Annotated in this window: 25 protein-coding genes; 5 read left to right on the forward strand and 20 right to left on the reverse strand. The window is 55.5% G+C overall.

The genetic code is table 11. From position 1 onward, the window contains the following. The first annotated feature begins 1 nt into the window (after position 1). Both INT32_RS15345 and INT32_RS15350 read left to right on the forward strand, forming a co-directional pair. Entirely contained in the window at positions 2–1,633 is a 1,632-nt protein-coding gene (locus tag INT32_RS15345) for an AMP-binding protein (protein ID WP_193089588.1), read from the forward strand. Further along, positions 1,630–2,574 (forward strand): hydroxymethylglutaryl-CoA lyase, encoded by a 945-nt coding sequence (locus tag INT32_RS15350; protein ID WP_193089589.1) that lies wholly within the window; start codon positions 1,630–1,632, stop codon positions 2,572–2,574. The genes INT32_RS15345 and INT32_RS15350 overlap by 4 nt, the downstream gene beginning before the upstream one ends. A 48-nt stretch (positions 2,575–2,622) precedes the next feature. On the opposite strand, the gene INT32_RS15355 is transcribed toward INT32_RS15350, so the two are convergent. From INT32_RS15355 to INT32_RS15375, 5 genes are read right to left on the reverse strand one after another with little or no spacing between them, the layout of a single operon-like run. Next, positions 2,623–3,399, reverse strand: coding sequence for an enoyl-CoA hydratase/isomerase family protein (locus tag INT32_RS15355; protein ID WP_193089590.1), 777 nt, complete (start codon positions 3,397–3,399; stop codon positions 2,623–2,625). A gap of 18 nt (positions 3,400–3,417) precedes the next feature. Continuing rightward, the gene (locus tag INT32_RS15360) at positions 3,418–4,638 is read right to left on the reverse strand and encodes a CaiB/BaiF CoA-transferase family protein (protein WP_193089591.1); all 1,221 of its coding nucleotides are present in this window, start codon (positions 4,636–4,638) and stop codon (positions 3,418–3,420) included. Positions 4,639–4,689: 51 nt separating this feature from the next. Beyond that, entirely contained in the window at positions 4,690–5,661 is a 972-nt protein-coding gene (locus INT32_RS15365) for a tripartite tricarboxylate transporter substrate binding protein (protein ID WP_193089592.1), read from the reverse strand. A gap of 21 nt (positions 5,662–5,682) precedes the next feature. Next, on the reverse strand, positions 5,683–6,636 hold the full coding sequence (locus INT32_RS15370) for a LysR family transcriptional regulator (protein ID WP_193089593.1): 954 nt from the start codon (positions 6,634–6,636) through the stop codon (positions 5,683–5,685). Between the two features lies 1 nt (position 6,637). Continuing rightward, complete coding sequence (locus INT32_RS15375; protein WP_226817112.1) at positions 6,638–7,594, reverse strand: tripartite tricarboxylate transporter substrate binding protein; 957 nt, start codon at positions 7,592–7,594, stop codon at positions 6,638–6,640. A 172-nt stretch (positions 7,595–7,766) separates the two neighbouring features. On the opposite strand from INT32_RS15375, the gene INT32_RS15380 reads away from it, so the two are divergent. Further along, positions 7,767–10,109 (forward strand): acyl-CoA dehydrogenase, encoded by a 2,343-nt coding sequence (locus INT32_RS15380; RefSeq protein ID WP_193089594.1) that lies wholly within the window; start codon positions 7,767–7,769, stop codon positions 10,107–10,109. A 41-nt stretch (positions 10,110–10,150) separates the two neighbouring features. On the opposite strand, the gene INT32_RS15385 is transcribed toward INT32_RS15380, so the two are convergent. The 14 genes from INT32_RS15385 to INT32_RS15450 all read right to left on the reverse strand — a co-directional run bounded on the left by INT32_RS15385 (position 10,151) and on the right by INT32_RS15450 (position 23,303). Continuing rightward, the gene (locus INT32_RS15385; protein ID WP_193089595.1) at positions 10,151–11,266 is read right to left on the reverse strand and encodes an FAD-binding oxidoreductase; all 1,116 of its coding nucleotides are present in this window, start codon (positions 11,264–11,266) and stop codon (positions 10,151–10,153) included. Positions 11,267–11,286: 20 nt separating this feature from the next. Continuing rightward, on the reverse strand, positions 11,287–11,640 hold the full coding sequence (locus INT32_RS15390) for a RidA family protein (protein WP_193089596.1): 354 nt from the start codon (positions 11,638–11,640) through the stop codon (positions 11,287–11,289). A gap of 20 nt (positions 11,641–11,660) precedes the next feature. Next, positions 11,661–13,052 (reverse strand): NAD(P)/FAD-dependent oxidoreductase, encoded by a 1,392-nt coding sequence (locus INT32_RS15395; protein ID WP_193089597.1) that lies wholly within the window; start codon positions 13,050–13,052, stop codon positions 11,661–11,663. Beyond that, positions 13,049–13,390: a (2Fe-2S)-binding protein gene (locus tag INT32_RS15400; protein WP_193089598.1), complete on the reverse strand. Its 342-nt coding sequence runs from the start codon at positions 13,388–13,390 to the stop codon at positions 13,049–13,051. The genes INT32_RS15395 and INT32_RS15400 overlap by 4 nt, the downstream gene beginning before the upstream one ends. Continuing rightward, positions 13,387–14,508 carry an FAD-binding oxidoreductase gene (locus tag INT32_RS15405; protein WP_193089599.1) on the reverse strand — a complete coding sequence of 374 codons (1,122 nt, stop codon included), beginning with the start codon at positions 14,506–14,508 and terminating at the stop codon, positions 13,387–13,389. The genes INT32_RS15400 and INT32_RS15405 overlap by 4 nt, the downstream gene beginning before the upstream one ends. Before the next feature lies 1 nt (position 14,509). Next, positions 14,510–15,304: an ABC transporter permease gene (locus tag INT32_RS15410; protein WP_193089600.1), complete on the reverse strand. Its 795-nt coding sequence runs from the start codon at positions 15,302–15,304 to the stop codon at positions 14,510–14,512. Continuing rightward, positions 15,301–16,164: an ABC transporter permease gene (locus INT32_RS15415; protein ID WP_193089601.1), complete on the reverse strand. Its 864-nt coding sequence runs from the start codon at positions 16,162–16,164 to the stop codon at positions 15,301–15,303. The genes INT32_RS15410 and INT32_RS15415 overlap by 4 nt, the downstream gene beginning before the upstream one ends. Positions 16,165–16,178: 14 nt before the next feature. Then, a complete protein-coding gene (locus INT32_RS15420; protein WP_193089602.1) occupies positions 16,179–17,237 on the reverse strand; it encodes an ABC transporter ATP-binding protein in 1,059 nt (352 codons plus the stop codon). Then, positions 17,238–18,275: an ABC transporter substrate-binding protein gene (locus INT32_RS15425; RefSeq protein WP_193089603.1), complete on the reverse strand. Its 1,038-nt coding sequence runs from the start codon at positions 18,273–18,275 to the stop codon at positions 17,238–17,240. Positions 18,276–18,401: 126 nt separating this feature from the next. Further along, a complete protein-coding gene (locus INT32_RS15430) occupies positions 18,402–19,310 on the reverse strand; it encodes a LysR substrate-binding domain-containing protein (protein ID WP_193089604.1) in 909 nt (302 codons plus the stop codon). A gap of 438 nt (positions 19,311–19,748) precedes the next feature. Continuing rightward, entirely contained in the window at positions 19,749–21,239 is a 1,491-nt protein-coding gene (locus INT32_RS15435) for a tripartite tricarboxylate transporter permease (protein ID WP_193089605.1), read from the reverse strand. Beyond that, a complete protein-coding gene (locus INT32_RS15440) occupies positions 21,240–21,776 on the reverse strand; it encodes a tripartite tricarboxylate transporter TctB family protein (RefSeq protein WP_193089606.1) in 537 nt (178 codons plus the stop codon). Further along, positions 21,766–22,719: a tripartite tricarboxylate transporter substrate binding protein gene (locus INT32_RS15445; protein WP_193089607.1), complete on the reverse strand. Its 954-nt coding sequence runs from the start codon at positions 22,717–22,719 to the stop codon at positions 21,766–21,768. The genes INT32_RS15440 and INT32_RS15445 overlap by 11 nt, the downstream gene beginning before the upstream one ends. A gap of 197 nt (positions 22,720–22,916) precedes the next feature. After that, a complete protein-coding gene (locus INT32_RS15450) occupies positions 22,917–23,303 on the reverse strand; it encodes a tautomerase family protein (RefSeq protein WP_193089608.1) in 387 nt (128 codons plus the stop codon). Between the two features lie 303 nt (positions 23,304–23,606). Between INT32_RS15450 and INT32_RS15455 the strand changes: the two genes are divergently transcribed. Further along, positions 23,607–23,804 (forward strand): hypothetical protein, encoded by a 198-nt coding sequence (locus INT32_RS15455; protein ID WP_193089609.1) that lies wholly within the window; start codon positions 23,607–23,609, stop codon positions 23,802–23,804. Positions 23,805–23,898: 94 nt separating this feature from the next. On the opposite strand, the gene INT32_RS15460 is transcribed toward INT32_RS15455, so the two are convergent. Next, positions 23,899–25,116: a DUF2817 domain-containing protein gene (locus INT32_RS15460; RefSeq protein WP_226817114.1), complete on the reverse strand. Its 1,218-nt coding sequence runs from the start codon at positions 25,114–25,116 to the stop codon at positions 23,899–23,901. Between the two features lie 106 nt (positions 25,117–25,222). Here INT32_RS15460 and INT32_RS15465 point away from each other — a divergent pair, with 106 nt between their 5' ends. Next, positions 25,223–25,999 carry a lysine/arginine/ornithine ABC transporter substrate-binding protein gene (locus INT32_RS15465; RefSeq protein WP_193089611.1) on the forward strand — a complete coding sequence of 259 codons (777 nt, stop codon included), beginning with the start codon at positions 25,223–25,225 and terminating at the stop codon, positions 25,997–25,999. Positions 26,000–26,113: the final 114 nt, after the last annotated feature.

The raw sequence follows: 26,113 nt of genomic DNA on the forward strand, positions 1-26,113 counted from the left end.
CATGTTGCCCAGAGGCAGGATCCTGAGCGAGGTGTTGGTCCACACCGTGGCTGCATATCCCGACAATGATGCTTTTATCGATAGTGAATCGCGCGAGACCTGGCGGACCTTGTCGGCAAAGGTGGACCGTACTGCAGCTGCTTTGTGGCAACGCGGTGTTCGCAAAGGCGATCACGTGGCGGTGATGCTGGGCAATAGTGTGCAGTGGCTGCAGACTTTTTTTGCATGCGCCCGGATCGGCGCCGTAACCGTACCCATCAATACGCGCTTCAAGAAGGAAGAACTGGCCTTTTGTCTGAAACAGGCAGATGTCAAGGCCATTGTATTGACGGAGAATTTCCTGGGCATTGACTTTTCGGCATTGCTGGGCCAGGTGGAGCCGGCCCTGGCCGTGGACTTGCCCGGAGAGGTATTGCCAAACCTGACTCAGGCACTCATGTTTGACACGGCATCGGTGCCGGCCGGGGCGATCGACTTTGAGCGGTTGATTGCCAGTGTCAGCGAAGAAGACATCAATGCCTGCTACGCCCAATGTGGCAGCGTCAAACCGGATGATATCCTGCTGATTCAATACACCTCTGGCACGACGTCGTTCCCAAAAGGCGTCATGCTCAGCCATGACAATATGCTCTCGGATGCCTATGCGGTGTCGCTGCGCATGGGCATTAGACCAGAGGACCGTTATTTCAGTATCCGGCCGTTTTTCCATGTGGCCGGTTCTACCTTATCGATACTGGTTTCCGTAAGTACCGGATGTTGTCTATTGACCTTGCCTAAATTTGATGTATCGCGTGTCCTGGCCATGCTGCAGCGGGAGAAGTGCACCCTGACTTCAGGCAACGACACGATCTTTCTTATGCTCATGGGGCACCCGGAGTTTGATGCATCAAGATTGCATTTGCGTGGCGGGTGGGCTGCCGCAGGCCCCGAGGTCATGCAGAAAATCCACGACCAGATGAAAGTGCCGAACCTGTGCAATGCCTATGGCCTATCGGAAGCCTCTCCCAATGTGGTCATGTCCAGCTGGGACGACCCACTGCCATTGCGCACCGAAGGCTGGGCATTACCCCACACGGGCGTGCAGGTGCGGATTATGGATACGAACACAGATGAAATAATGCCTGCGGGTCAGGCCGGCGAGATTCAGGTAAAGGGCTGGAGTGTCATGCGCGGATACTACAACTTGCCCGAGGTCACTGCCCGGACTTTTACCGAAGATGGCTGGCTCAAGACAGGCGATCTTGGAAAAATGGATGAGGCAGGGCGCCTGAAGATGGTTGGCCGGTTAAAGGACATCTTCCGTGTTGGTGGCGAGAACGTTGCGCCCACGGAAGTGGAGGGGTTTATTCTGATGCACGAGGCCATTGAACTGGCCCAGGTGGTGGGTGTCCCCGACGAGCGGCTCGGAGAAGTACCTGCCGCTTTCGTTATACTGAAACAAGGACATAGCTGCACGCCCGACGAGCTCATTGCCTGGTGCAAGCCGCGCATTGCAAATTTCAAGGTGCCACGCTACGTGCGGGTCGTGGACAGTTTTGATCAAATCGGCATGACCGGAAGTTCAAAGGTACAGAAAAACAAACTGCGCGCGCATGCCATTGCCTTGCTGGGATTGACGGAGCAGACAAAATGAGCGATATCGTAATTTGTGAATGCTTCGCCCGGGACGGTCTGCAACATGAACCTGTCATGCTGCCGCTGGCTACCAAGATCGCCCTGATCGACCGTTTTACCGATATGGGGCTGACACGGATCGAAGCGACCTCCTATTCGAACCCGAAAGTGATTCCGCAGTTTGCCGATGCCAGCGAGGTGCTCTCCGACATACAAAGACGACCTGGCGTGTTTTACAAGGCCACATGCGCCAACGTGCGGGCCGTGGAGCGTGCGCTGATAGACTCGGGCAAGGGGATTGGCGCCAATGAGATCAGTTTGCTGGTGTCGGCCACGGATAGTCATTCGCTGAAAAACCTGAAGCGCACGCGTGCGGATCAGTGGAAGAATATTGCGGATATGGTCGCCGCTGCCAGCGGACAATATCGCCTGGTAGGAACGATTTCCATGGCGTTTGGCTGTCCTTTCGAAGGGCAGGTCAGCGAACTGGAGGTGCTCCGTGAAGTCGAGAAATTCAGCAATGCAGGTGTGCAATTGGTGGCCTTGGGAGATACCACGGGAATGGCTGTACCTGCGGCAACCCAGCGGCTTTTTGCCGCAGTTATCAGAGAATTTCCTCAAGTGGTGCCCGTCGCTCATTTTCATGACTCCCGCGGTACCGGCATGGTCAATTATCTTGCTGCCTACGAGAGCGGCGTGCGCTATTTTGATTGTTCCATGGGCGGTGTCGGCGGCCATCCTTCCAAGGTGAAATATGGGGGCGGCTTTACCGGCAATGTCTGCACCGAAGACTGGATCAATCTGCTTGAATCCATGGGCGTGGACACGGGCGTTGATCTGCAGCGCATGCTGGATGCGTCTGCCTATTGCGAGTCTGTATTGGGCCGGGCGTTACATTCGAAAGTGGCCTTGAGCGGGCTTAACCCGTTGCTGGCGTTGAACGAAAAGCCGGCCACCTGATTGATGCGGTTGCCTAAGTAGCAGGCCGTCGCTATTGCACTGTTGAAGTCAACGCCCCTTGAATACAGCTTTGCGTTTCTCCAGAAACGCCGCCCGAGCCTCGTGCGCATCTTCTGTTTTCGCTATGGCAGCTGTCATATCCTGCTCGTAGCGATAACCATCGCGCAAACTCATATCTTCAATCGCATTGGCCGTTTGTATCAGAAGCTGAATGGACAGCGGGCTTTTCTCGGCAATCACCCGGGCGATGTCCATTGCCGTCTCAAGCAGTGCTTCATCTGGCACGCAGGCTTCGACGATGCCAAGCCGGTACAGCTCGTCGCCGCTTACACGCATGCCGGTGAGCATCATCCGGCGAAGGCGGGAATGGCCAAACAAACGTTGTGCATGACGAACGCCACCGAGCAGACCCACGTCTACTTCGGGAAGGCCCAACTTTGCTGAATGTCCGGCAACCAGGATATCGCTTGAGGCCACGATGCCAAGACCCGCGCCCAGCGCCGCGCCATTTATCGCACTGATCACCGGCTTTGAGCATTCTCGGATTGCGTGGAATGCTTCGCGTGTACGGCGCGAGTGCTGGTGCAAGCCGCCAGGATTGGCGGTGATTTCACTGCGGTTTTTAAGATCTGCGCCGGCGCAGAATACTTTGCCCTTGCCGGTCAGGACAACGGCACGCACGTTGCCGTCATCCGAAAACTGATCCATGGCCAATGCCAGGCTATTGAGCATGGATGTGTTGACTGCGTTGACCGGGGGGTTGTCCAGATAAACGACTGCGATGTGATCCTTGATTTGGATATCCAGGGCTTCCAGCTGATTCATAGTGTGTCCTTGATTGGGTTAAATAACAGACTGCTCTTTCAATCGGGTAATGTCGCTGTCGGAGTACCCGAGAGCGGATAGCACGTCCCGGTTGTGCTGGCCAAGCGTAGGGGGTGCAAGGTCAAGCTTGAGATCGGTGTTGCGAAATCTGAAGGGATTGACAACCTGGGGGATCTCTGCGCGCAGCGGATGCGCAAATTTTTTGAGAAGCCCGCGGTGTTCTACTTGCGGGTCTTTGAATACTTCAGCAATATTGTTGATGGGCCCCGACGGTACGCCGGCCACCTCCAGGGCCTTGAGCAGCACGCTCTTGTCCTGTTTGGCCAGCGCCTGATCCAGAAACAGATCCAGTTCGGGCAAATTGACAACACGCGCGGCATTCGTCCTGAATTTGTCTGATTCGGCCATTTCAGGATGGCCGAGGATATGGCACAGTTTGGCAAATTGACTATCGCTGCCGACGGCCAGGATGATTTGTCCATCTTTGCAGGTATATACGCGTTGCGGTTGAATGTTGGGATGGTTGTTGCCCCGTCGTACCGGAATCTGATCAGTAAGAAGATAGTTCATTGCCTGATTGGCCAGCAGCGACACCTGAACATCGAGCATGGCCATATCGATATATTCGCCCTGACCGGTTTCGTTGCGATGGACCAGTGCCGAGAGAATGGCAGACGAGGCGTATACCCCCGTGATCAGATCAATGAGGGGGATGCCGATTTTTTGCGGACCGCCTCCAGGCTTGTGATCCGCTTCGCCTGTCACACTCATGATGCCGCCCATGGCCTGGATCATGAAGTCGTAGGCCCCCTGGGATTTTCTGGGGCCCGATTGCCCGAACCCGGTGATCGAGCAATAGATAAGCCGCGGGTTGATTTTGCGCAAATCATCGTAGCCCAGGCCAAGTTTTTCGAGCGTGCCGACCTTGAAGTTTTCCAGCACAACGTCTGCCTGTTTGGCCAGCATTTTGATGATTTCCTGGCCAGCTGCTGATTTTATGTCAACCGAGATAGACTTTTTTCCCCGATTGGCAATCAGGTAATAGCCCGACTCGCGGGTGTCGTTTCCCTGTTCATCCTGCAAAAATGGCGGGCCCCACGCGCGCGTATCATCGCCGGCGCCAGGACGTTCAACTTTGATGACATTGGCGCCAAGGTCAGCCAGAATCTGGCTGGCCCAGGGACCGGCAAGGACTCGACTCAAGTCCAGTACGGTGATATGGGAAAGCGGGTTTGACAACTTTATACTCCTGTTGATTCCATCCAGTTAAACAAAGTGCGGTTGGGCCATCTATTTCGGGGACAGGCCGGCGCCATCAATGACTTTTTGCCATTTGAGCTGCTCTTTGCCGATCAATGCCTCTATTTCCTGCTGGCTGCTGCCTTCGGCCAGAATGCCCTGTTGCAGTAGTTTGTCTTTGACTTCAGGCTCTTTGATGGCATCGTTAACGGCCTTGTTCAGAATGCTGACGATGCTGTCAGGCGTTTTCGCAGGAACGGACAGATAATTCATGGGTGAAGCGTCATATCCGGGGAGCGATTTTCCAATCGGCTCTATACCGGGCAGCAGATCCAGGGCTGTGGGCGTGGTTACGCCAAGCGCGGTGAGCTTGCCTGACTTGATGTATGGCATATACACGGCCAGCGTGTCGATGGCCATATCTGTGTTGCCGCCGACCAGATCCTTGAGCGCTTCACCGGTACCCTTATAGGGAACGTGTTGCAGCTTGATTTTGGCCATTGTCTGCAACAGTTCGCCGTTCAGGTGGCTGCTGGCCCCAATGCCTGCACTGGCATAGCGAATCTGGCCGGGCTTGTCCCTGGCAAGCGCAATCAATTCATCGACCGATTTGACCGGCAGATTGCTATTGATGACCAGCACACTGGGAGCAATGGATACCTTGGAGACTGGCTTCAGATCATCAGGCTCGTAAGGAAGCGATTTCATCAAATTGGGGTTGGTAATCTGTGGCCCGGGCGTTGTGTACAGGATCGTATAACCGTCGGGCGCGGACCTGGCGACATAAGCTGCGCCGATGGTTGCCCCTGCGCCGGCCTTGTTTTCAACAACGACTGGCTGCCCAAGCTTTTTAGCCAGTGTTTCGCTGATGATTCTGGCGGTCATGTCCGCACCGCCGCCAGGCGCGAACGGCACGACCATTCTGAGTGGTTTATTCGGAAATGTCTGGGTATCGGCTGCCTGCACGCCAGTGCAGAGCAGCAATGCTGCCATGACAGATGATATGGGAAGAATCGTTTTCATGTTGTCTCCTCGGGAGGCGGTTTACTGGTGGATACGACTTTTATCGAACAATGACCGTATGATTCGGCTGACTGTCCGGGTCGCTTTGGAAGGATTGTTGTTCACCACAATTGAAATGTTTCGCGCAATTTCCGGCTCTACAATGCGAGCAGCCTGAATCTGTCGGTTCTCGACTTCATCTTTGATCGCGTGCCACGGCAAAACGGTGTAGCCGCCTTGTTGTTCGGAAATGCACTTTTGCATCAGGCCCGAATCGGCATCAAGGACGACATTCAGGTGTATCTTTTCTCTTCTGGCCAATTCGTCCAGCTTCATTCGCACGGCGCTGGGTTTGCTCGGCAGGATAAGAGGGATCTGATGCATTTTTTTGAACGGCACGCTTGAGCCTCTGGTGAGCTTGTCGCCGATAGGGCCAACCAGGTAGGACTGCATCTGAATAATAGACTCGTCAGCGTACTGGCTTTCGTTATTGTTTCGATAGGGCAGGCCGATATCTATCTGCTGGGTCAATAGCCAGTTGTCTATTTGTCCGCCGGAGCCTTCCTGGACTTTCAGGCGCACGCCCGGAAATTCTTTTTGCATCAGGAAAAACAGCGGAACGAATATGTTGCGTGACAGTGAAGGCAGCGTACCGATACGTACCAGGCCGCTGAGTCTTTCAGCTTCTTCGCTCACGATTTCAGAAAGCGTGCCCAGGTCTTCCAGTACCTTTTCTACAACCGGATAGATGCGCTGCCCTAGCTCGGACAGCGAAACGCCTCTGCCGTGTCTCTGGAACAGGTAGCCGCCTGCCCGCTTTTCGAGCGTGGACAGATACCGGCTGATCGCCGATTGCGACATCCCCAGCTCAACACCTGCTTTGGTGAGATTGCCGACACGGGCCACAAGAATAAAAATCCGCAACGATTTGATATCCCAGTTAACAGGGCTGTCGCCGGATGTGCTGGCCGTTTTTTCACTGATTGGCGTACTCATGCTAGCTGCCCGCAATATTCAGGCGTTTGATAAGTTCCCCCCAGCGTTGCGTTTCCTTGTCAAAAAATTGTCTGAACTGCTGTCTATCGCGAACTCGAATCACGGTACCAAGGTTCTCAATTTTCTGTGTTGTCTGCGCATCTTGCATTGCTTCTGTAATGGCGTTACTGATTTCTGTCTTTATTGCTTCAGGGGTTTTGGCCGGAATGAATACGCCAAACCAGCTGCTGGCCAGCACATTCGCGATACCCGATTCGGCTATGGTCGGAACATCCGGATGGCTGGGTACACGTTTTTGAGCGGCGACGCCCAGGACTGCGAGCTTGCCCTGTTTCACATAGGGCATCGATTGCATGGTGTCAAAGTACGCGTCTACCTGCCCACCCAGAAAATCCGCAATCGCAGCCGAAGTCCCGCGGTAGGGGACATTGGTAATGCTGATTTTTGCTTTATCCTGGAAAAGCGCAGCGGCAAGATGCGGGCTGGATCCGATTCCGGAGTTGGCAAAGGTGAGTTTGTCCGGATTCTTTTTGGCGTAGTCAACCAGTTCAGTCACAGACTTCACCGGTAAGGATGATCTGACGTAAAGTACATTGGGCGCCTCGGAAATCTGCAGCAGGGGTTCCAGATCCTCTGTGTTATACGGCAGAGACTTGAGCATGAACTGGTTGGTCACAGTACCCACACTCCCTATCAGGATCTGATAACCGTCCGCTTTGCCGTTGGCCACTGCCGCAGTGCCGATCGCTGCGCCGGCGCCGGGTTTGTTTGCCACGACCACTGGCTGGTTCCATTTCTTGCCGAGCTTGTCGGCCAGTATGCGTCCGATCTGATCTGTGATGCCGCCCGCAGAATAGGGGACAAGGATCGTTACCGGTTTTTCGGGAAAAGGGGCTGCCTGCACCGCTGCAGCCGGTACGAGTAGCAGCATTGCAGCAAAGTTAATGGCTTTTGTCATGTCGGTCTCCAATATGATTGTTTTTATCGATTCTATTTCAGGTGTGTCCGTTTTGATATGTCAAATATGTGATATCTGAATGACGTATTTTGTTATACCTTGAGCAATTGAATCGATTTACTATAGGCGGACACAAACAGAATCGCTTGATGGCAACAGGAGACAAATATTCATGGCATTTGAAATAAATGAACTCATTGCGGAGTCGAACCGGGAATTTGCCGAAAGCGCGCGCGGCCTGATTCAGCGCGAATCATCTTTGGCCAGACTGCGGCGTCTGAGAGATAGCGTCCCGGGTTTTGAGAAGCCGATGTGGGGCAAACTTGCCGCGGCCGGCTGGACCTCGATTTTCATCCCGGAACAAAGAGGCGGTCTTGGACTCGGACTTGATGCTGCAGCAGCCATTGCGACTGCAATCGGCCAAATGCCCATTCCCGAGCCGTACGTTGCCGCCGCGGTCATGCCCGCAGTCGCCTTGCTTGAGCTGGAACCATCGGAGTCGGTGAATAATCTGTTGGTACGCATCGCGCAGGGTGAGCTGATTTGCGGCCTGGCCTGGCAGGAAAAGACAGGCCAGCTGAATGTAGGCGATGCTGCCACCTATCTGACGCCGGACAATTCGCTGTTCAGGTTGAAAGGAAGTAAAAAATGGGTCAGCCCCGGCAGCGGTGCTGACGGCTGGTTAGTACAGTGTTCACGGGGAGACGATGACGTCCTGGTTTGGGTCGAGTGCGCCGATAAGGGTGTAGAAATAGAGAGTGTGCGTCGGATTGACGGCTCGTTCATGGTTCACCTTAAGTTTGACGTTGCCGTTGCACAGGAGCGTATTGTCGCCAGTGGCAGCGCAGTCAGGCCGGCACTGGACAAGGCGCTTGATGCCGGTCGGTTCGTTGCCAGCCACGAATTGCTGGGCATTTCTGCTCAGGCGTTCAACATGACGCTGGACTATCTGCAAACAAGAGAACAATTTGGCAAGCCGATTGGCGCCAATCAGGCATTACAGCATCGGATGGTCGACGCCTACATGCATATTCTGCTATTGTCGGCGTCCCTGAAGGAAACCTGGACTGCCTATTGCAAAGGCGATATCACGCTCTCGGCCGTGGCCAGCCTGGTCAAGGCCCGTGCCGATCAGGTTGGCGTGTCCGTGTCAAAGCTGGCGGTCCAGTTGCATGGAGCAATCGGATACACGGACGAACTGGATGTCGGGATCTACCTGAAACGTGCCCTTCATCTGTCTGCGTGGCTGGGCAACGAGGACAGGCACCGTCTTCGGTACATCAGCGACCAGCTCAATACGCAAAGTAGCAGCCGCGATAGCAGCACTAGCTGCGAAACAGTGAATGTGGCCGCAACCGAGCAATATGAGGATCTGAATGAAATGGCTGACAGGGATTTTGCATCCATGGTCCGTCGCTTTCTGGTGGATCATTACCCATCGTCCTTGCGGCATGTTGCCCGGCGTCTGTACTGGTCTGAAGTCAAGGACTGGTACCATTTGCTGTCCGACAAAGGCTGGCTGGCACCCGCCTGGCCCAAAGCCTTCGGCGGTATGGGGCTTACGCCAGAGAAGCAGCTCATTTTTTTTGAGGAAATGGAAAGATACGGCGTGGCCCGGCTGCCGGACCAGGGCATCATCAATCTGGGACCAGTGCTTATCAAATATGGTACCGCGCAGCAACAGCAGACGTATCTACCAGAAATTCTTTCGGGGGAACATATTTGGTGCCAGGGCTATTCGGAGCCTAACGCTGGGTCTGATCTGGCTTCCCTGAAAACCGAAGCGGTCGCAGACGGCGACGATTTTATTGTCAACGGCCAGAAAATCTGGACAACACTGGCTCACAATGCGACGCATATCTTTGCCCTGGTGAGAACAGACAAGACCGTCAAGAAGCAAGCGGGTATCAGTTTTCTTCTGATCGATCTGTCTTGCCCCGGTATCAGCGTGTCGCCCATTACCAATTTGCTGGGCGATCAGGAGTTCTGCGAGGTATTTTTTGATAACGTGAGGGTGCCGCAAGCCAACCTTGTTGGCCGGCTCAATGAGGGATGGACAATCGCCAAGGCTCTGCTGGGTTTCGAACGTATTTTTGCAGGAAGCCCGCAACAGTCACAACACGCCTTTTCGATACTGACTACACTGGCGCGCAAGGAAAATCTGTTTGCAAGTGAATTCTTTTTGCAGCGCTATGCGCAATTGCGAATGGATATTGCAGATCTGGAAAGCCTGTTTTCGATGTTTGCCGGGTACGTAAAGAATGGGACGGATTTGCCGCCTTCGATATCGTTGCTGAAAATATGGGCTACCGAAACCTATATGAGAATCGGCCAGGAGCTTGCCCGTGCTGCAGACGAGCACGGCGGCCAGTTTGACGACACCCATTATGAAGACGGCACGGTGATCAACAGCCTGGCGCCTTTTACACATTCGATGGTGACGACCATTTATGGCGGCACCAATGAGATACAGCGCAATATCGTTGCCAGGCACGTTCTGAATCTGCCAACTTGATGCAAAACGGGAAAATGGCAAGGTCGGTCGGCTTTGTTTTATCAGGAAAAACGCGCAGGCAACAGGCCATGGTGCAGCGGATTGACTGCATTGTCGGCAATCAGCGCTGCCAGATACTGGCCCGATGCCGGTCCCAGTTGAAAGCCGCTGGATGAAAAACCACAAGCGTAATACAAATTGTCCACCGATGCACTGGGCCCGATGATGCTGGTGTGGTCCGGCGCATAGCCATCAATCCCGGACCAGGCCCGTGTAATGCTTACATTCTTCAGAAATGGAAAAAGATCAGTCACAATGCGCGCGCTGTTGGCCAGTCGTGAAAATTCCAGTTCAGCATGGTTTTGCCTGGCATCGGCTTCACACGCCAGCGCCCCGCCGATGACGACTGTGCCATTGCCAAACTGCTTGAAGGACAGGCCGCGACTGGTGGCGCCCAGGACCGGATTGATAAAATGCGGTACGCGCTGGGTCACCATGAGCATCAGGCCGCCAGGCGTGACCGGGATATCATCCCCGCAAAGGCGCGCCAGCTCGGCGGTCCAGGCGCCGGCACACAGCAGTAGTTTCTCGCCGGTAATGGTGTGCTCTTGAGTGCGCACGCGCCAGTGATTGCCGCTTTTTTCTATCGCATTGACGGGTGATTGTTCCCGTATCTGTGCGCCGTATTTGCGGGCCTGACGGGCAAATGCCTGTACGATCAGATAGGGAAAGGCAAAACCGTCAGTGCTGACCCACAGGGCGCCCTGAACGTGCGCGGCGATAGCCGGTACGATCTGTCGCACCTGGTCCCTGTCTATGAGTTTTTCGTGATCAAAACCGTGTTGGGCAAGCAGATCCCGGCGTTCGCGCAGAATCTGCATGTCTTGCCCGGATTCGGCAATCTTGATTTGCCCCGTTCGCACAAAGGCGCCATCAAAATCGTGCAGAAAATCAAGTGTCTGCCACAGTGTCGAGGACGCCAGGGAAAGGGGGATTTCCGGCAATACTCGTCCCAGGGTTCGCACACCACCGGCATTAACGCCCGAGGCGCAGCGGCCACAGAAGTCCCTTTCAAGCAAGATAACCGAGAGGCCCTTCTTTGCCAGGAAATAGGCTGTGGCAACGCCATGAATGCCCCCACCGACAATGATGACATCACATTTGACATGGTGACTCATGGGTTGCCCTGGTCGTGCAGTTACACGGCCGCCGAGACGATGATCTCAACCAGCAGCTTGGGGGCAGCCAATTTGGATTCACCAGTGGCGCGTGTGGGCGCAGTGCCTTCAGGAAACCAGCTGTCCCAGACTTCGTTCATGCCTGCAAAATCCCGGTCAATGTCCTTGAGCCAGATCTGCGCAGTCAGGATCTTGTCTTTGGATGAACCGTGTGCTTGCAGATGTTTTTCAATTTTCGCCAGAATGCTGCGGGTCTGTCCCTGTACGTCCTCGTCAGGATTGTCGCCTGTCAGGCCACTCAGAAAAAGAATGCCGTTGTATTTGACGACGCGGCTCATCCGCTTGTTGGTTTCGAAACGTTCTATTGTTGACATCGTTTACTCCTGTGAAAAAATCAGAATTCGGAATGTGTGGCGCAGGCCAGCTCTGCCAGTGTAACCGGCTTGAGCGGTGCGCGGATCCGGTAGTAGCCGACCTGATCCTGCGCAACCTTCAACTGATCGGCAATCACTTCGGTCACCGTGAGCCCGCACATGCGACCCTGGCAGGGGCCCATCCCGCAGCGACTGAACGACTTTGCCTGATTCGGTCCCATGCAGCCTTGCTGGACAAAGTCCCGAATTTGCCCGGCAGTCACTTCTTCGCAGCGGCAAACAATCGTGTCGTCATGAGGAATCCGGTTCTCGCGTTTGGGCATATAGGCGGCATCCAGAAACGGGCGCAGCGCCATGTCCTTTTTCAGTCGTGATCGCAACGGCGTGCTGCGGTTCTCAAGTGAATCTGCTAGCACGGGGTTTAATCGGGCATCGACGGCCAGTGCGGCAAGCTCGCCGCGGGTAACGGCAGCCTGGGCGCCGGCAATGCCCTGGCCATCACCGGCAAGGTAAATGCCGTCAAGCTCGTGCAGCCGGCCCCACGCATCTGCTTTGGGGATCCAGCAGGCGCCGGTGTCGGACCAGTCGTGTGCGGCGCGCAACAGCCAGGTAAATTGTGTATTGGGAACGACGCCCTGGTGCAGCAGTACCAGATTGGTATCGAGCTCATGGGTTTGCCCCTGGTGTTCAAATGAGATCGAACGCACGCTGGCCTCGCCCAGCACGCGCAGATTCTGCACCCCGCGATAGAACGGGATCTTTTTTTCCTTTATGGCGTTGATCATGGACAAGCCCTTGCGGATGTCACCAAATGCAGCAAGCCCCGTAAGCAACGCCGGACTGGCCTGAAAAATATCCTTGCCCGAACTGGTGTCCAGTACGGCGGCAATCTGCACATTGGCCCGCAAATACTGCCAGCAAATCAGATAGAGCAGGGGGCCGCAGCCGGCAATGACAACGGGTGTGGCCGGCACGGTGCCGGACCCCTTGAGCAATACCTGTGCAGCGCCGGCGCCCATAACGCCAGGCAGGGTCCAGCCTGGAATGGGGAAGGGGCGCTCCATGGCCCCCGTGGCCAGAATCACTGCATCGGCCGTCAGTGTATGCGTCTGCCCCTCGTGCAGATAATGGAGCTGGCGCTCGCGTGTCAGGTTCCATACGGTTGCGCCGCGCAGGTGTTGCGCGCCGCAGGCGGCAAACTGCCCGGCCACGGCCGCGCCTGCAGCGTAGTCTGGCCCCAGAATGCCGGCAAGTCCGGTCGTGGTGCCCATGATATTTCGCCAGATCTGGCCGCCGGCCTGGGGCTGTTCATCCAGAACGATGACCGAGTGATTGCGGCTTGTCAGTCTGGCCGCGGCCATCATGCCGGCAGGCCCCGCGCCGATGATGGCGACATTTGTGTGTGTACTCATTGTTCGTCACCTGTCTGGATCACCGTAAACGTGGTCTGGCCCTGCTGCATCCGAATAACCATGCCGTCCTCGATCGTCGTCATGCAGCTTTGCCGGTTTTGCACGCCATTGATCTGCACCAGGCATTCGAAGCAGACCCCCATCTGGCAGTAAGGGGCGCGGGGCTGGCCGCTGACGGGCGAGTCACGAAAATGCAGTACTTGGTTCTGCATCAATGCGGCTGCCACGGTAATACCTTTGGGAGCGTTCAATTGCCGGCCTTCGAAGTCAAAGGAAACGGTCTGGGCAGATGCTTGGCCACTTTCGGTCTGCACGGTTCTGAAAAGTACTGTGTTCATGATTGATCTCTGTTCAAATTGCAGAAGCGCTGGTTGGAGAATGGGGCGATGGTTTGGGCAGCGGTGCCGCGCAAAATCCAGTCGGGAATCGTGAAAACGTGATTGGCCGCCAGTGTGATGCCGCTGTGGCAAGTCACCACGTAGGCACCAGGCATCTCGGACGATTCCTGATAGATTGGCATGCCATCGGGCGACATGATCCGCAGCGCCGCCCAGCATCGGATAATGCGCATGTCGGCCAGCGCCGGGAAATAGTCGATGGCGCGCTGGGCGATGCCCTGCTGTAATGACAATCGTGTTGTATCGTCATAGCCCACGTCTTCCAGCGAGTCGCCGATCTGTATCGTGCCTTCATTGGTCTGTCGCACATGCATGGTGGGATAGGACAGGAACGGGGCACTGCGCTCCCCGATCATGACCTGGCCCTGATTCGGTTTAACCGGCACGTGCAGTCCGACAAATTCACCTAGTCGCTTGTTGCCCAGGCCAGCGCACAGCACCACTTTTTTTGCGGCATATTTTTCGCCGGCGCGTGTAGTCACGACAAAGTTGCCTGACTGATAATCGATATGCTCGACAGGGTTGTTGTAGCGATAGTCCACCCCCAGCTGGCGCGCACCATGCTGCAATGCCGGCAACAGTTTCAATGGATTGGCATGGCCATCCATGGGCGTATAACAGGCGCCAATCACCTTGGGGCCGATTGCAGGAATATATTTGCGAAGCTCTGCGGGCGACATGAACGTGTAGTCATACTTCTCGTCTACCGAGGCCTGGATGTCGCGCATCAGCTGCTGTCTTGCATCCATGTCGGCCTGATTGGTGAAGAATACGAAGCCGCCTGGCTGCTGCAGATAAGGATCGATGCCGGTGCGTTGGGTCAGTTCGCTAGCCAGCGCCGGCCAGTTGCGGGCCGATTGCAGGGTCCATCGGGTGTAGGGAGAAAAGCCGTGGCCTTTTGCCTGCACCCACACGAGCCCGAAATTGCCCCTGGATGCGCGAAAGGCGACGTCGCCTTCGTCAAGCATGAGCACTTTCGCATTTTGACGGGCCAGACCATAAGCGACGCTTGAACCGACGATGCCGCCGCCTATCACAATAATATCTGTGTTGTACATTTCAACCTTTTCCAATCAACACTTTATCCAGGCCCACCAGACGGTCCATGATGATCATCATTATTACCGTTGCAATAATGAGAATTGCCGATACGGAGGTGATCAGGGGATCGATGGTTTGCGCAATATGGTTATACATCCAGACCGGCAGTGTCGTTGTGCCCGGTGTTGCAACGAATACTGTCATGGTCAGTTCATCGAAACTCTGGATAAAAGACAGCAGCCAGCCGCCGGTCAGGCCGGGCAGGATCAATGGCAGTATGATACGGCCATACACATGGCGTTTGCCCGCGCCAAGTGATCTTGCCGCCATTTCAACTTCCCGGTCCATACCGGTAGCCGAGGCCAGAACCAGGCGCAGGGAGTAGGGAAAAATGAAAATGACGTGTGTCATTGTCAGCCAGAATACCGAACCCGACAGCCCGGCGATATTGAAAAATCGCAGGAATGATACGCCCAATACCACATTTGGAATCATGAGCGGCGACATCAGAAATGCGCTGACGGTGTCGCGTCCCGGGAAACGGAAACGGGTCAGCGCCAGTGCCGCTGGCACTGCCAGGCAAACGGCAATGGTGGATGCAAACGAGGCCAGTTTCAGGGACAGCCAGAACGATTGCATAATCCGGGGTTCGTCGGCCACCGCCCGATACCATCGCAACGACAGCCCGTCGCTCGGATAGGAAATGAAGCCTTTGTCTGTGAACGAGACGACGATCACGATGATCAGGGGAGCCAGCAAAAACAGCATGAAAGCGGCATGAAAAAGGAGCGAGAGCGTTCTATTGCGTTTCATCCATTTTCTCCGGCGGAAAAAATCATGCGGTATTTTCTTTCAGTGTAGCGGTTCAGCCCCATGATAATAATGATGTTGGCGATCAGCAGCAGGATCACAATGGCAGCGCCCAGCGGCCAGTTCAGGGAATTGAGAAATTCGTCATAGGCAGCCGTGGCCACCACTTTCAGGCGGCGCCCGCCCAGAATGGCTGGCGTGGCAAACGCCGACGCCGACAGGGCGAAAACGATAATGGAACCTGACAGTATCCCGGGCATCAGTTGCGGGAAAATAATCCGGCGAAAGACGGTAAGCGGCGAGCCACCAAGCGAGCGGCCTGCATACTCCACGGTAGGGTCCAGCTTGCGCAAGGTTGCCCAGATGGAGATAATCATGAACGGAACCATGACGTGCACCAGACCGATGACCATGCCGGTAAACGTGAAAGTGAGGCGGATTGGCGAATCGATCAGACCAAGCAGGAGCAGGGTATCGTTGATGAGACCTTGCCGGCCCATCAGGATGGACCAGCCCAGCGTACGCACCACCACTGAAATTAGCAAGGGTCCCAGTACCATCACCAGGAAGATTCCGCGCCATGGGGCACGCATGCGTGCCAGGATAAGTGTTTCGGGAATACCCAGGACCAGGCAGATGATGGTGACCAGCAAGGCCATGCCGGCAGTGCGCAGGAAAATTTCCCCGTAGTAAGGATCGGAGAAGATCTTTATGTAGTTGCCAAACGAAAAATCCGGGATGATGCCGGTGGTGCCGTTAAAAGCATAGAAAGACAGCAGCGCAACCAGCAGCATGGGAATGATGAGCATGCCGCAAAACAGCAGGAGCGCGGGCGTCAGCAGGACATAGGGTTCTTTACGCATTTGAGCCACCCGTCCTACTGCTGCTCGGCGATAATGCGCAGATCGCAATCCTGCCAGTCCAGCGTCACCGTTTCACCGGGCTGCGCGGTGAGCGTCTTGATCGAGACAAACCACATGCCCAGTGCCGTTTTGACTTCACAGAGCCAGTGCGTGCCCAGAAACACGGCCTCGGACAGCATGCCCGGCAATTTGCCGGCCGTGCCGGGGCCTGCAAAGCCGACATTCTCCGGTCGGATCATAATGTTGGCCTTGCCTGCGCGAAAAGGATGATGTTCCGGCAGGCAGACCGCGAAGGTCAGGCCATCGCTGCTGACCTGATAGCCCTGGGTATCGCTGTGTGCAATCGTGCCTTCAAAAACGTTGGCGCGCCCCAGGAACCCGGATACAAACAGTGTCCTGGGGTTATGGTATACCTCAAGCGGCGGCGCCAGCTGTTGAATGCATCCATCGTTCATCAGCGCAATACGGTCGCTCATGGTCATCGCTTCGGTCTGGTCGTGGGTAACCAGAATTGTGGTAATGCCCAGTTTGCGTTGGATCCGACGCAGCTCGATATGCATGTTCTCGCGCAGTTTGGCATCCAGATTGGACATAGGTTCATCAAGCAGGAGCAGCCTGGGCCGGATTGCCAGTGAACGGGCGATTGCGACACGTTGCCGCTGCCCCCCGGAGAGCTGGGCAGGGTAGCGCTCGCCCATTCCGGTCAGGCTGACCATGTCAAGCACCTGGTCGACGCGCTCGCGCCGTTCGGCTTTGGCCATTTTCCTCATTTCCAGGCCGAAACTGATATTGTCCTGGACAGTCATATGGGGAAACAGCGCGTAGCTTTGGAATACCACGCCGATATCACGCTTTTCGGGCGGCATGTCGGTCAGGTCCATGCCATCCAGAATGACCTGGCCGCAAGTGGGGTCGATGAATCCGGCAATCATTTGCAGTGTGGTCGTCTTGCCGCAACCCGAAGGGCCCAGCAGCGAGACAAACTCACCACGCTCGATGTCAAGATTCATGGATTTGACCACGCGCGCCGAGCCGTAGTCTTTGCCCAGGTTTCTGACAGAAAGAAAACTCATTTACCGCTCCACCGTCCGGTTCCAGCGATCATTCCATTGTGTGCGCACGGCATTGACCTTATCCCAGTCGGTCTTTTCCAGTTTGTCCACCGCCTCGCCGTACACCACGCGTTGCGCGTCCTCTGCTGGCAACTTCACGGTTTTGTTGACAGGCCCCCAGCTTTGGGTGCGCGCAAAAACCATCTGTATTTCAGGCGAGGCAAGATACTGCACCAGTTTCTGGGCCAGTTCAGGCACATTGCTTTTGACAACAGGACAGGCTGCTGTCAGCAGTGCCATGGCGCCTTCTTTCGGATAAACGAATTTGACCGGAAAGCCGGTGGACTTGAATGTTTCAACCCGGCCATTGCCCCACACACCGATAATCGCTTCGCCGTTCTGAAACAGCGAAGTCATGCCGCCGGGCGAGGGTTCCCAGGCCAGCACATTCGGGTTGATTTTTTTGATAATGGCATCAAAGCCGGGATCGGGGTTCTTTTCATTGCCGCCATTGAGTTTGGCAAATTTCACCAGCGTGTGCAGGCCGTATGTATTGTTCAGCGGTGGTATGACCATGCGCTGTTCGAACTGGGGATTTTCCAGATCGTGCCAGGATGTCGGTGGCGTCAGGCCTTCTTTTTTGAAGACCTCTTCGTTGTAGAACAGGCCGGTGGCCACCAGTCCGATACCAAGGGCATTGGATCCCAGGTCAGCGATCGGGTACAGGTCTTTGAATACAGGTGCGCTTTTGTCGATTATGTCGCAGAAGCCAAATTGCATTGCCTGATACATGGGGCCGTCATCGAGCATGACCACGTCCAGTTCAGGATTGCTTTTCTGAGCCTGCAGTTTTCCCAATGTATCGGTCGAGTTGCCCGGAACGTAAACAACCTTGACGTTGTTGGCCTTTTCGAAAGCGGGAAGCACATCTTCTTCAAACGCTTTTTGCGTTGAACCGCCATATGACCCGAGATACAACGTGGGCGTTTGCGCATATACCATCGAGGTTGCCGGAACCAGTAAACCTGCTATGGCAATTGTCATAAGCTTGCGTTTCATCATTTTCTCCGTGGTGGGGGGAACAACTTACGGATAACAATAGAGAACACTGACCGCTATGTAAAATGCTTTTTTTTAGCCCGTCCATAATATGGTGTTATGGCATGTACGCCATTGTTCACCAGGTTAAAGCAGCTTGCCGTTTTGCGCGATTGCCATGGTCACATTTGTTTTGACGTAGTGCACAAAATCTTTGAGCACGCGCAAAGCCGGCTTGTCGGCGCGATAAAGCGCACTGAAATGGACCATCAGTCGCGGTGAAAAATTCCTGAACACAATGTTGTTGCCGATATAGGTTATCACTGTGATGGGGTCCACGATTGCCAGGCAATTGCCTGATTCGACAAACGAGCACATGGTTTGCGACGTGTTGGTGTCAACGCTTGAAAACACCTTGATGCCGTGGGACACCAGTAACAGCCCAAATGCCTGGCGGGTATCCATATCGTGGGAGCCCAGTATCATTGTCTGCCCTTGAAGATCGGTGACGTGAATTTCACTTTTCTGAGCCAGCGGATGATTGCGCGGAATGGCGATCTTTGAGTCCAGCGAGAACAGATGCTCGCCTAGCGGGCTGGGATATTCACTGGACAGAATGACCATACCAAGATCACACTTGGCATTCTGCACCATATCCATGATGGTGGTAGAGGCATGGGTCGTCAGCTTGACCGATAGTTCGGTGTGCATTTGCATGAAGTTGTGCAGCAAGAAAGGCAATGCAGCAGAGGCCAGACAGGGCGCGGCAGCAATATGGAACTGGCCCTTTTGCGCTTTCTGGATCTGGCTGGCAGCATAGGCAATTTCCTGGACGCCGACCAGACTGCGCTCGACTTCCTTGAACAGTTCTTCTGCCTCGTGTGTCGGAAAAAGACGGCCCTGGCGACGCTCAAATAGCGGAAAGCCCACCGAGGCTTCCAGATCCGATATCAAGCGTGTGGTGGCAGGTTGCGAGATGGAAAGAAACTCTGCTGCCTTCGTAACGGTACGGCTGATCATGAGTGCGCGAAATGCCTCGAGTTGTCTAAGTGTCATTGCCTGCTCGAACTGGAAAATATCGATGAATCGTGCCGGGATAGCCCGGCTGGGACGATAAGTGTATTGGGGTATTGATGTATCGTTGCCCTAGGGATAATACTAATTCCCCTAGGGAGAATACCTAGGTTTGGGTGCTCGTGAGTGACGCGTATTCGTTGTGCCAAAGCCAATGTTTTTTGCTTTTCATTGCAAAATACGTGACGCCCCAGGTGATGCATCGTGCTGGCGGTGAAAATATCGTTATAAAACGGCAACGTTGAATTGGCGATCGTGTGGGCGCAGCAGGCTAGCTGCCGCCTGGCGGCGGCAGGCAAACAGCGCAGGAATATGAATATCGCCAGGGCTTCGGAGCAAAGGCTGCCGGTGTGTGTCACTGGCCCCGTTGTCAGACCGGACAGATGATGGCAACGGGGGGCAAGCAATAACAGCGTGGCGTTATGCAGCCTTGCGCAGCCTGCGCAAAACAATGGGCGCCAGCAAAAACAGCGCAGACACGGTCAGAATGACAATGGAAATTGGCGTTTCCACCAGCACGGCCGGGTTGCCCTGGGCTGCCGCCAGTGCCGTGCGCAGCTGGTTCTCTGCCATGGGTCCCAGAATCAGGCCGATCAGGATGGGTGCAATGGGAAAGTCATAGACACGCATGACATAACCCATCAGACCCACAACGACCATGCTGGCCAGGTCAAAGGTTGAGCCCGACACGCCCCAGATGCCGATCATGGCAAATACCAGAATGCCGGCGTACAGCTGTGGCTTGGGAATCAGCAGCAATTTGACCCACATGCCAACCAGCGGCAGGTTCAGAATCAGTAGCATGACGTTACCAACATACAGAGAGGCAATCAGCCCCCAGATGAGTTCCGGGTTGGAGGTAAACAGAAACGGGCCGGGCTGCAGTCCGAAGTTCTGGAACGCTGCCAGTAAAATAGCTGCGGTGGCAGAGGTTGGCAGTCCCAGTGTCAGCAGGGGAACAAGCACCCCGGCGGCCGCTGCATTGTTCGCCGCTTCGGGACCGGCAACACCTTCAATGGCGCCGATGGTGCCGAATTCCTCTTTCTTTTTGCACAACTTTTTTTCCATCGTATAGGACAGCATGGTCGGTATCTCGGAACCGCCGCCAGGCAGGGCGCCCATGGGAAAGCCAATAGCGGTGCCTCGCAACCAAGGCATGAACGAGCGTTTCCATTCCTCTTTGGTCATCCAGATGCCACCCTTGATCGGCAGTACGTCGTCGCTTTGATGCCGGTAGCGGCTGGCAACATAAATAATTTCACCGATTGCAAACAGCGATACCAGCACCACCGTGAGCTCCATGCCATCGAGCAGCGAGCTGGCGCCAAACGTCATGCGCGGCTGCCCGGTCATCTTGTCGATACCTATGACCCCCAAGGCCAGGCCGATGAACAGGGAAATAAAGCCGCGGACCCGCGAGGTTCCCATGACCACCGCTACGGACGTGAAGGCCAGAACGGTCAGCGCAAAATAGTCTGCCGGTTTGAAGTAGAACGCCAGCTCGGCAATGGAGGGCGCAGCAAATGTCAGCAAGAGGGTGGCGATGGTGCCGGCTACGAAGGAACCCACAGCCGCTGTGGCCAGCGCTGCGGCTCCGCGTCCGGAGCGCGCCATTTTGTTGCCCTCCAGCGCGGTCATCATGGAGCCGGCTTCACCGGGCGTATTAATTAGAATCGATGTCGTGGAGCCACCATACATCGCACCGTAGAGAACGCCGGCGAACATGATGAACGCCGAGACCGGCCCCACAGAGACGGTCACCGGCAGCAGCAGTGCAATGGTCAGCGCCGGGCCGATGCCGGGCAGGATGCCAATGGCGGTGCCAAGTACGGATCCGAGCAGCGCCCAGAAAAGATTCATGGGTTGCAGGGCAACATCAAAGCCCTGCAGTAATAAGCCGAAGGTATCCATTCAGACGCCCGCCAGGGGAAGAAAACCGCCAAGTTGCAGACCCAGGCGAGAAAAAAGAAACCAGCACACCGAGCCCAGAATGGCCCCGGTGATCAGGTCAATGAGTGTCTTGTTCGAACCAAAAGCGCGCGCAACCAGCGTGAACGAAAGCATGGCGGTAATGGGCAGGCCCAGTGCTTCCATGGTGAGTGCCGGTACGATGGTGGCGGCAAGCGCGGTAAAGAAGGCCCGCTTGTCCATGGGCAGATTGCCTGCCGCATTTTCCGCATTCTGCGCTTCGAAGCGTTCGCCTCGCGCAATTTGAATCAATAGCAGAATGCCCAGCAACAGCAGGCCACCGCCGGCAATAGTAACAAACATGCCTGGGCCGATAGCCGCGTACTGTGCCGTCGCCGGCAATGTGGTCGTGGCATACAGGCAGACACAGCCCAGGAGAATCACGGCTATACCCAGCCACCAGGGCCGGGCGCCAGGCGCCGTAGCCTCTGGGACCGCCGGTGTTGCGCCTGCCGGCGATGGTGTTTCCTTATTTTGCAAGACCTGCGTCCTTCAGGATTTTGTTGATACGGTCACTTTCGTCCTTGATGAAGCTGCCAAACTCAGGGCCGGCCAGGAAAAACTGGTCCCAGCCCTGGGTGGCCATGGTCTGCTTCCAGGCATCGCTCTCGTTGAGTTTGGTGAACCGGTCGACCCAGGCTTTGTAATTGTCTTCGGGCATATCGACTGAACCGAGGATGCCACGCCAGTTTGCCAGCTCCACATCGTAGCCGGCTTCCTTGAAGGTGGGCGCATCCAGCCCTTTCATGCGCTCGGCTGATGTGATACCCAGTATTTTGACGCGGCCGGACTTGGCAAATTGCTGAAACTCGGAAATGCCCGAGATTCCGGCCTTGAGTGTGCCGTTGACGATGCCGGTGACGGTATCGGCGCCACCGGCCTGCGGAATATAATTGAGTTTGTTAACCGGCGCGCCGCTGGCCTGGGCCAGCAGGGCCAGGGCGATATGATCTACGCCACCAGCCGAGCCGCCGCCTACTGGTGTGCCACCAGGATTTTCCTTGAGCGCCTTGGCAAAATCTTCCAGTGTTTTGTAAGGAGCGTCTGGGCGTACTGCAAGCACCAGATACTCTGCCGTCAGACGTGCCACCGGCCTGAACTTGGACAGATCGACCGGCGATTTGTTAAGCGTGATTGCGCCCACGGTAATGGCGCCAAACACCGCCAGGTTGTCCGGTTTGCCCGTTGTGCCATTCTGGAATTCGGCCAGACCGATGGTGCCGCCGGCGCCACCCTTGTTGGTGAAGCTGACGCTATCGGTATAAATGCCGGCCTTGTTCATGGCCGAGAAGGCCTGTCGGCCTGTTCCATCCCAGCCGCCGCCGGGATTGGCCGGCAGCATGACGCTCACTTGCGCGCTGGCTGCTGCAGCAAAAAATGTGGTGGCCGCAATGCACGACCGCAGGATGCCTGATAGTTTCATGTCCGCTCCGAATGGGTTTGTTGTAATTGGTCATTGTTCAGAGAAGAATAGGTTGGATCAGGATGTATTGTCAATAAGGGAAATGGAGCGGACACCCAGGGCCCGCCCGAATCCAGGAAAGTGGCGCTGCTGCGGTGCACTTAGGGTGCCAGGCACAAGGCAATGCGCAGCAGGCAACTGTTGTCGTTATGTCCCGGTCAGCTGGCGCTTCTGGCGCGAAACGCCTTGGCGCTCAGGCCTTCCTGAACACCCATATGCTCCGGCGCGACATCGATCACCATCGTGCGCACGCAGGTGTCCGACACGTCTAATGTGGTAACGGCCGCTTTGTTGATGGCAGCCATGAAATTGGCCTTGAGTTCATCGTCCCGGCCTGCGAGCAGGAAAGCCACGATGTTGACGAAGTCGACACCGATCTGGCCAGCGACAATCGAATCCTGCTGTTCAACTTCCTGCAGGGAAATACGGATACTGGGCAAGGCCGCGTTCAGCGTTTGCTCTATGACTTTGGTGGCATTTTGCAGGAAGGCGGTTTTCTGTTGCTGGCTGCGGCCGGCAGTGACCTGAACTTGAAGAATGGGCATGATAGAAATGTCTCGTTTGAATGGAGTGTGCTGTGAAATAGGCGCGGGGTTGGGCCCAGCACCATTTGCGATTGTATCGGAAAGCCGGCCATATGCCATCCATAGATGCATTTTCAGTTTGCTTTAATGTCGCGATTAATACATTGAAAATACGGCAGCGACCGCTGTTGCCATATCCATGGATTGTCGTGCGTCAATGGCCGTAGTGATTGCATTGCGCGGATCTATTCAAATCATTTACGTATCGGCAACGGCCGCAAGCGCGCCGACCGAAAATATTCATTTCCAGGAAAACCAAATCAAATGTTGTCTGCTAAAGCGCTTTCGGCCGAAGTGCCGCGTCAGCCCACGCGCTGGTATCAAATTGTATATGTACCGGTGGTGATTGCCATTGTCCTGGGTGTGCTGTTGGAGCAGTGCTATCCACAGGTTGGCGAAAGCATGAAGTCGCTTGGCGACGCACTTATCAAGCTGGTCAAAATGATTATGATCGGGCAATAGCTATTGCGCTTGTCGGGTGCTGGTTGTGGGCCGCTGGCAAACGCCGTGGGAAAAGAGGCGCTGCAAGCGTGCTTTTTTATTTCGGCAAAGCGGACTACTGATCGTTGCGCAGTGCGCGAACGGCACGCTCCAGAATCTGGCGGGTTCTAAATTGCACCAGCGCCTGCCAGTCGGGATCGGCCGGGAAGAAAAAGTCCAGCAGGCGCTGCTTGATCTTTTTGCCTTCGGCACTGGCCAGGTCGCCATGCAGGTGCAGGAAATGGTCGGCCAGCAAGGCGGGCTGGCCCACCAATTGGCTGTCATAGGTGCCGCATTCGACAACCAGTTGCGTGAATCGGCGGTCACTGAATAGCTTGATCATGGCCGCCGAGGTGTAACCGGTGGCGGCGGCCGAGATACCGGTATCGCTGGCATTGTTGGCGCCCGTAATCACGGTATACAGCCAGGGACCATATATGGACTGGGCACGCGCGATGCCAGGGTATTGCTGTTCGGCAATGGCCATGAGCATGGGGTGGCCAAACTGCCCGGCGCCGGTGTGCAGATCGAAGCTGATGATTTCCCTGGCGTGCGCTGGCAGGTGGTCTTTCAGGATTTTATGCAGTGTGAGGTTGGACCAGCTGGGTTTGTCACCGCCGTAATACAGGCCATCCCGATGGCGATACTGACCGGCTTCCACAATGTTCATCAGCGCAGCGTAGCCTTTTTCCTGCACGGTCTGGCGCCAGCGCAGGTCGCGCGCTTTGCGCCTGGCGGCGTCACGGATATCGGTCGCAAACAGCTCATGAACTGCTTCGTAGCCCGGATTGGCCGGCAAAGGTTGGTCAAAATCCAGATAATTGCGATTCAGATCCATGTTGTCTTCGTTGACCCGTCGCTTCCAGGAAGTACCCCACGGATTAATCAGGTGAATGAACAGGATGCCCACGCCCGCAGCCGGGGAGACGTCCTGTTCCAGCAGAAAGCGGGTCTGGCAGATGGAGCCATAGTAACCCTCGACGCCATGCGTGCCCGACACCACCACCATCCATTTGTCGGCATTGGGATCGCCGGCCACGGCCACGTCGGTGCACAGATTCTCGTTTTCGACACCCTTGAGCGGATGAGGGTAAGCGTGCAGCCGGGCGCCCCGGTGATGCGCAGCCTTCAGGAACGAGGCGCGCAATTGCGAGTAGCTCAACTGGCCAGGCGCCAGCCGGAAAATGGGCAAATCTGCGGAATCGAATGGAGTCATGAGCGAATTCTCGGGCCCAAAGGCAAGAAAAACATGGGTTTCGGACAAAATCAGGAAGCGGGCGGGAAATTTATGCAAAAATCTCGTGTCCGCGCGTTGTAACCTGCCTGCAATCACAGCTGTGAACCAGGGACAAGGCGTTATACTACTTCAATTATTTACGATATGTTTCCCGGGGTTAGGAATGAAAAAACTTTTTGTTGCGGCAATGCTGGCTGCATTGTTACCGACAGTGGTGTCTGCGGCACCCGCCAAACTGCGTCTGGGTATTGATCCCACGTTCGCGCCTTTTGAGTCGGTCAATCCACAGGGCGAGCTGGTTGGTATTGATGTCGATATGGGTAAATCCATCTGTAAGCGCATTGAAGCTGACTGCGAATGGATTCGCATGAATTTCGATGGCGTGATTCCAGCCCTGAAAGCCAAGAAAATAGACGGCATCCTGTCCGGGATGACCATTACCAAAGAGCGCGAGAAGCAGGTCCTGTTTTCAGATGTGATGTACGCCAGTTCCACACGCCTGATGGTCCCTGCAAACAGTGAAGGGCTGGATACGACCGCCGAGTCGCTCAAGGGCAAAACTGTAGGCGTCGTTCAGGGCACCACCCAGGCCGCTTACGCCGACAAGCACTGGAAAGGCAAGGACATTAACCTGGTTTCCTACCAGAATGATGATCTGGCCAAGCAGGATCTGGCGCTGGGGCGCGTTGACGCCACGCTGCAGGACGCTGCGGCTGCCACGATTTTCTTCGATAGCCCCGATGGCAAGAACTTCAAATTGGTGGGCAAGCCTGTGTCCGATGCAGAAGTTTTCGGCAACGGCAACGGCATCGGCCTGCGCAAGGAAGATACCGAGCTCAAGGGTAAAATCGACAAGGCGCTGGCCGATATGAAAAAGGACGGCGAATACGCAAAAATACTTGAAGTCTACAAAAAATACGGCATCAAGGAACACGAATAAGCTTGTCTGACCGGTGCTGCGCGGGCCGGCTTTACGCCGGTGGCCGCGCATTTTGCATTTTTGGGCGGCCAGGCCTGCCCGCACTGCGTGGCCGGCGGAACACAACGGCATGAG

This window comes from Advenella sp. FME57, assembly GCF_014897675.1.
Taxonomy (GTDB): domain Bacteria; phylum Pseudomonadota; class Gammaproteobacteria; order Burkholderiales; family Burkholderiaceae_B; genus Advenella.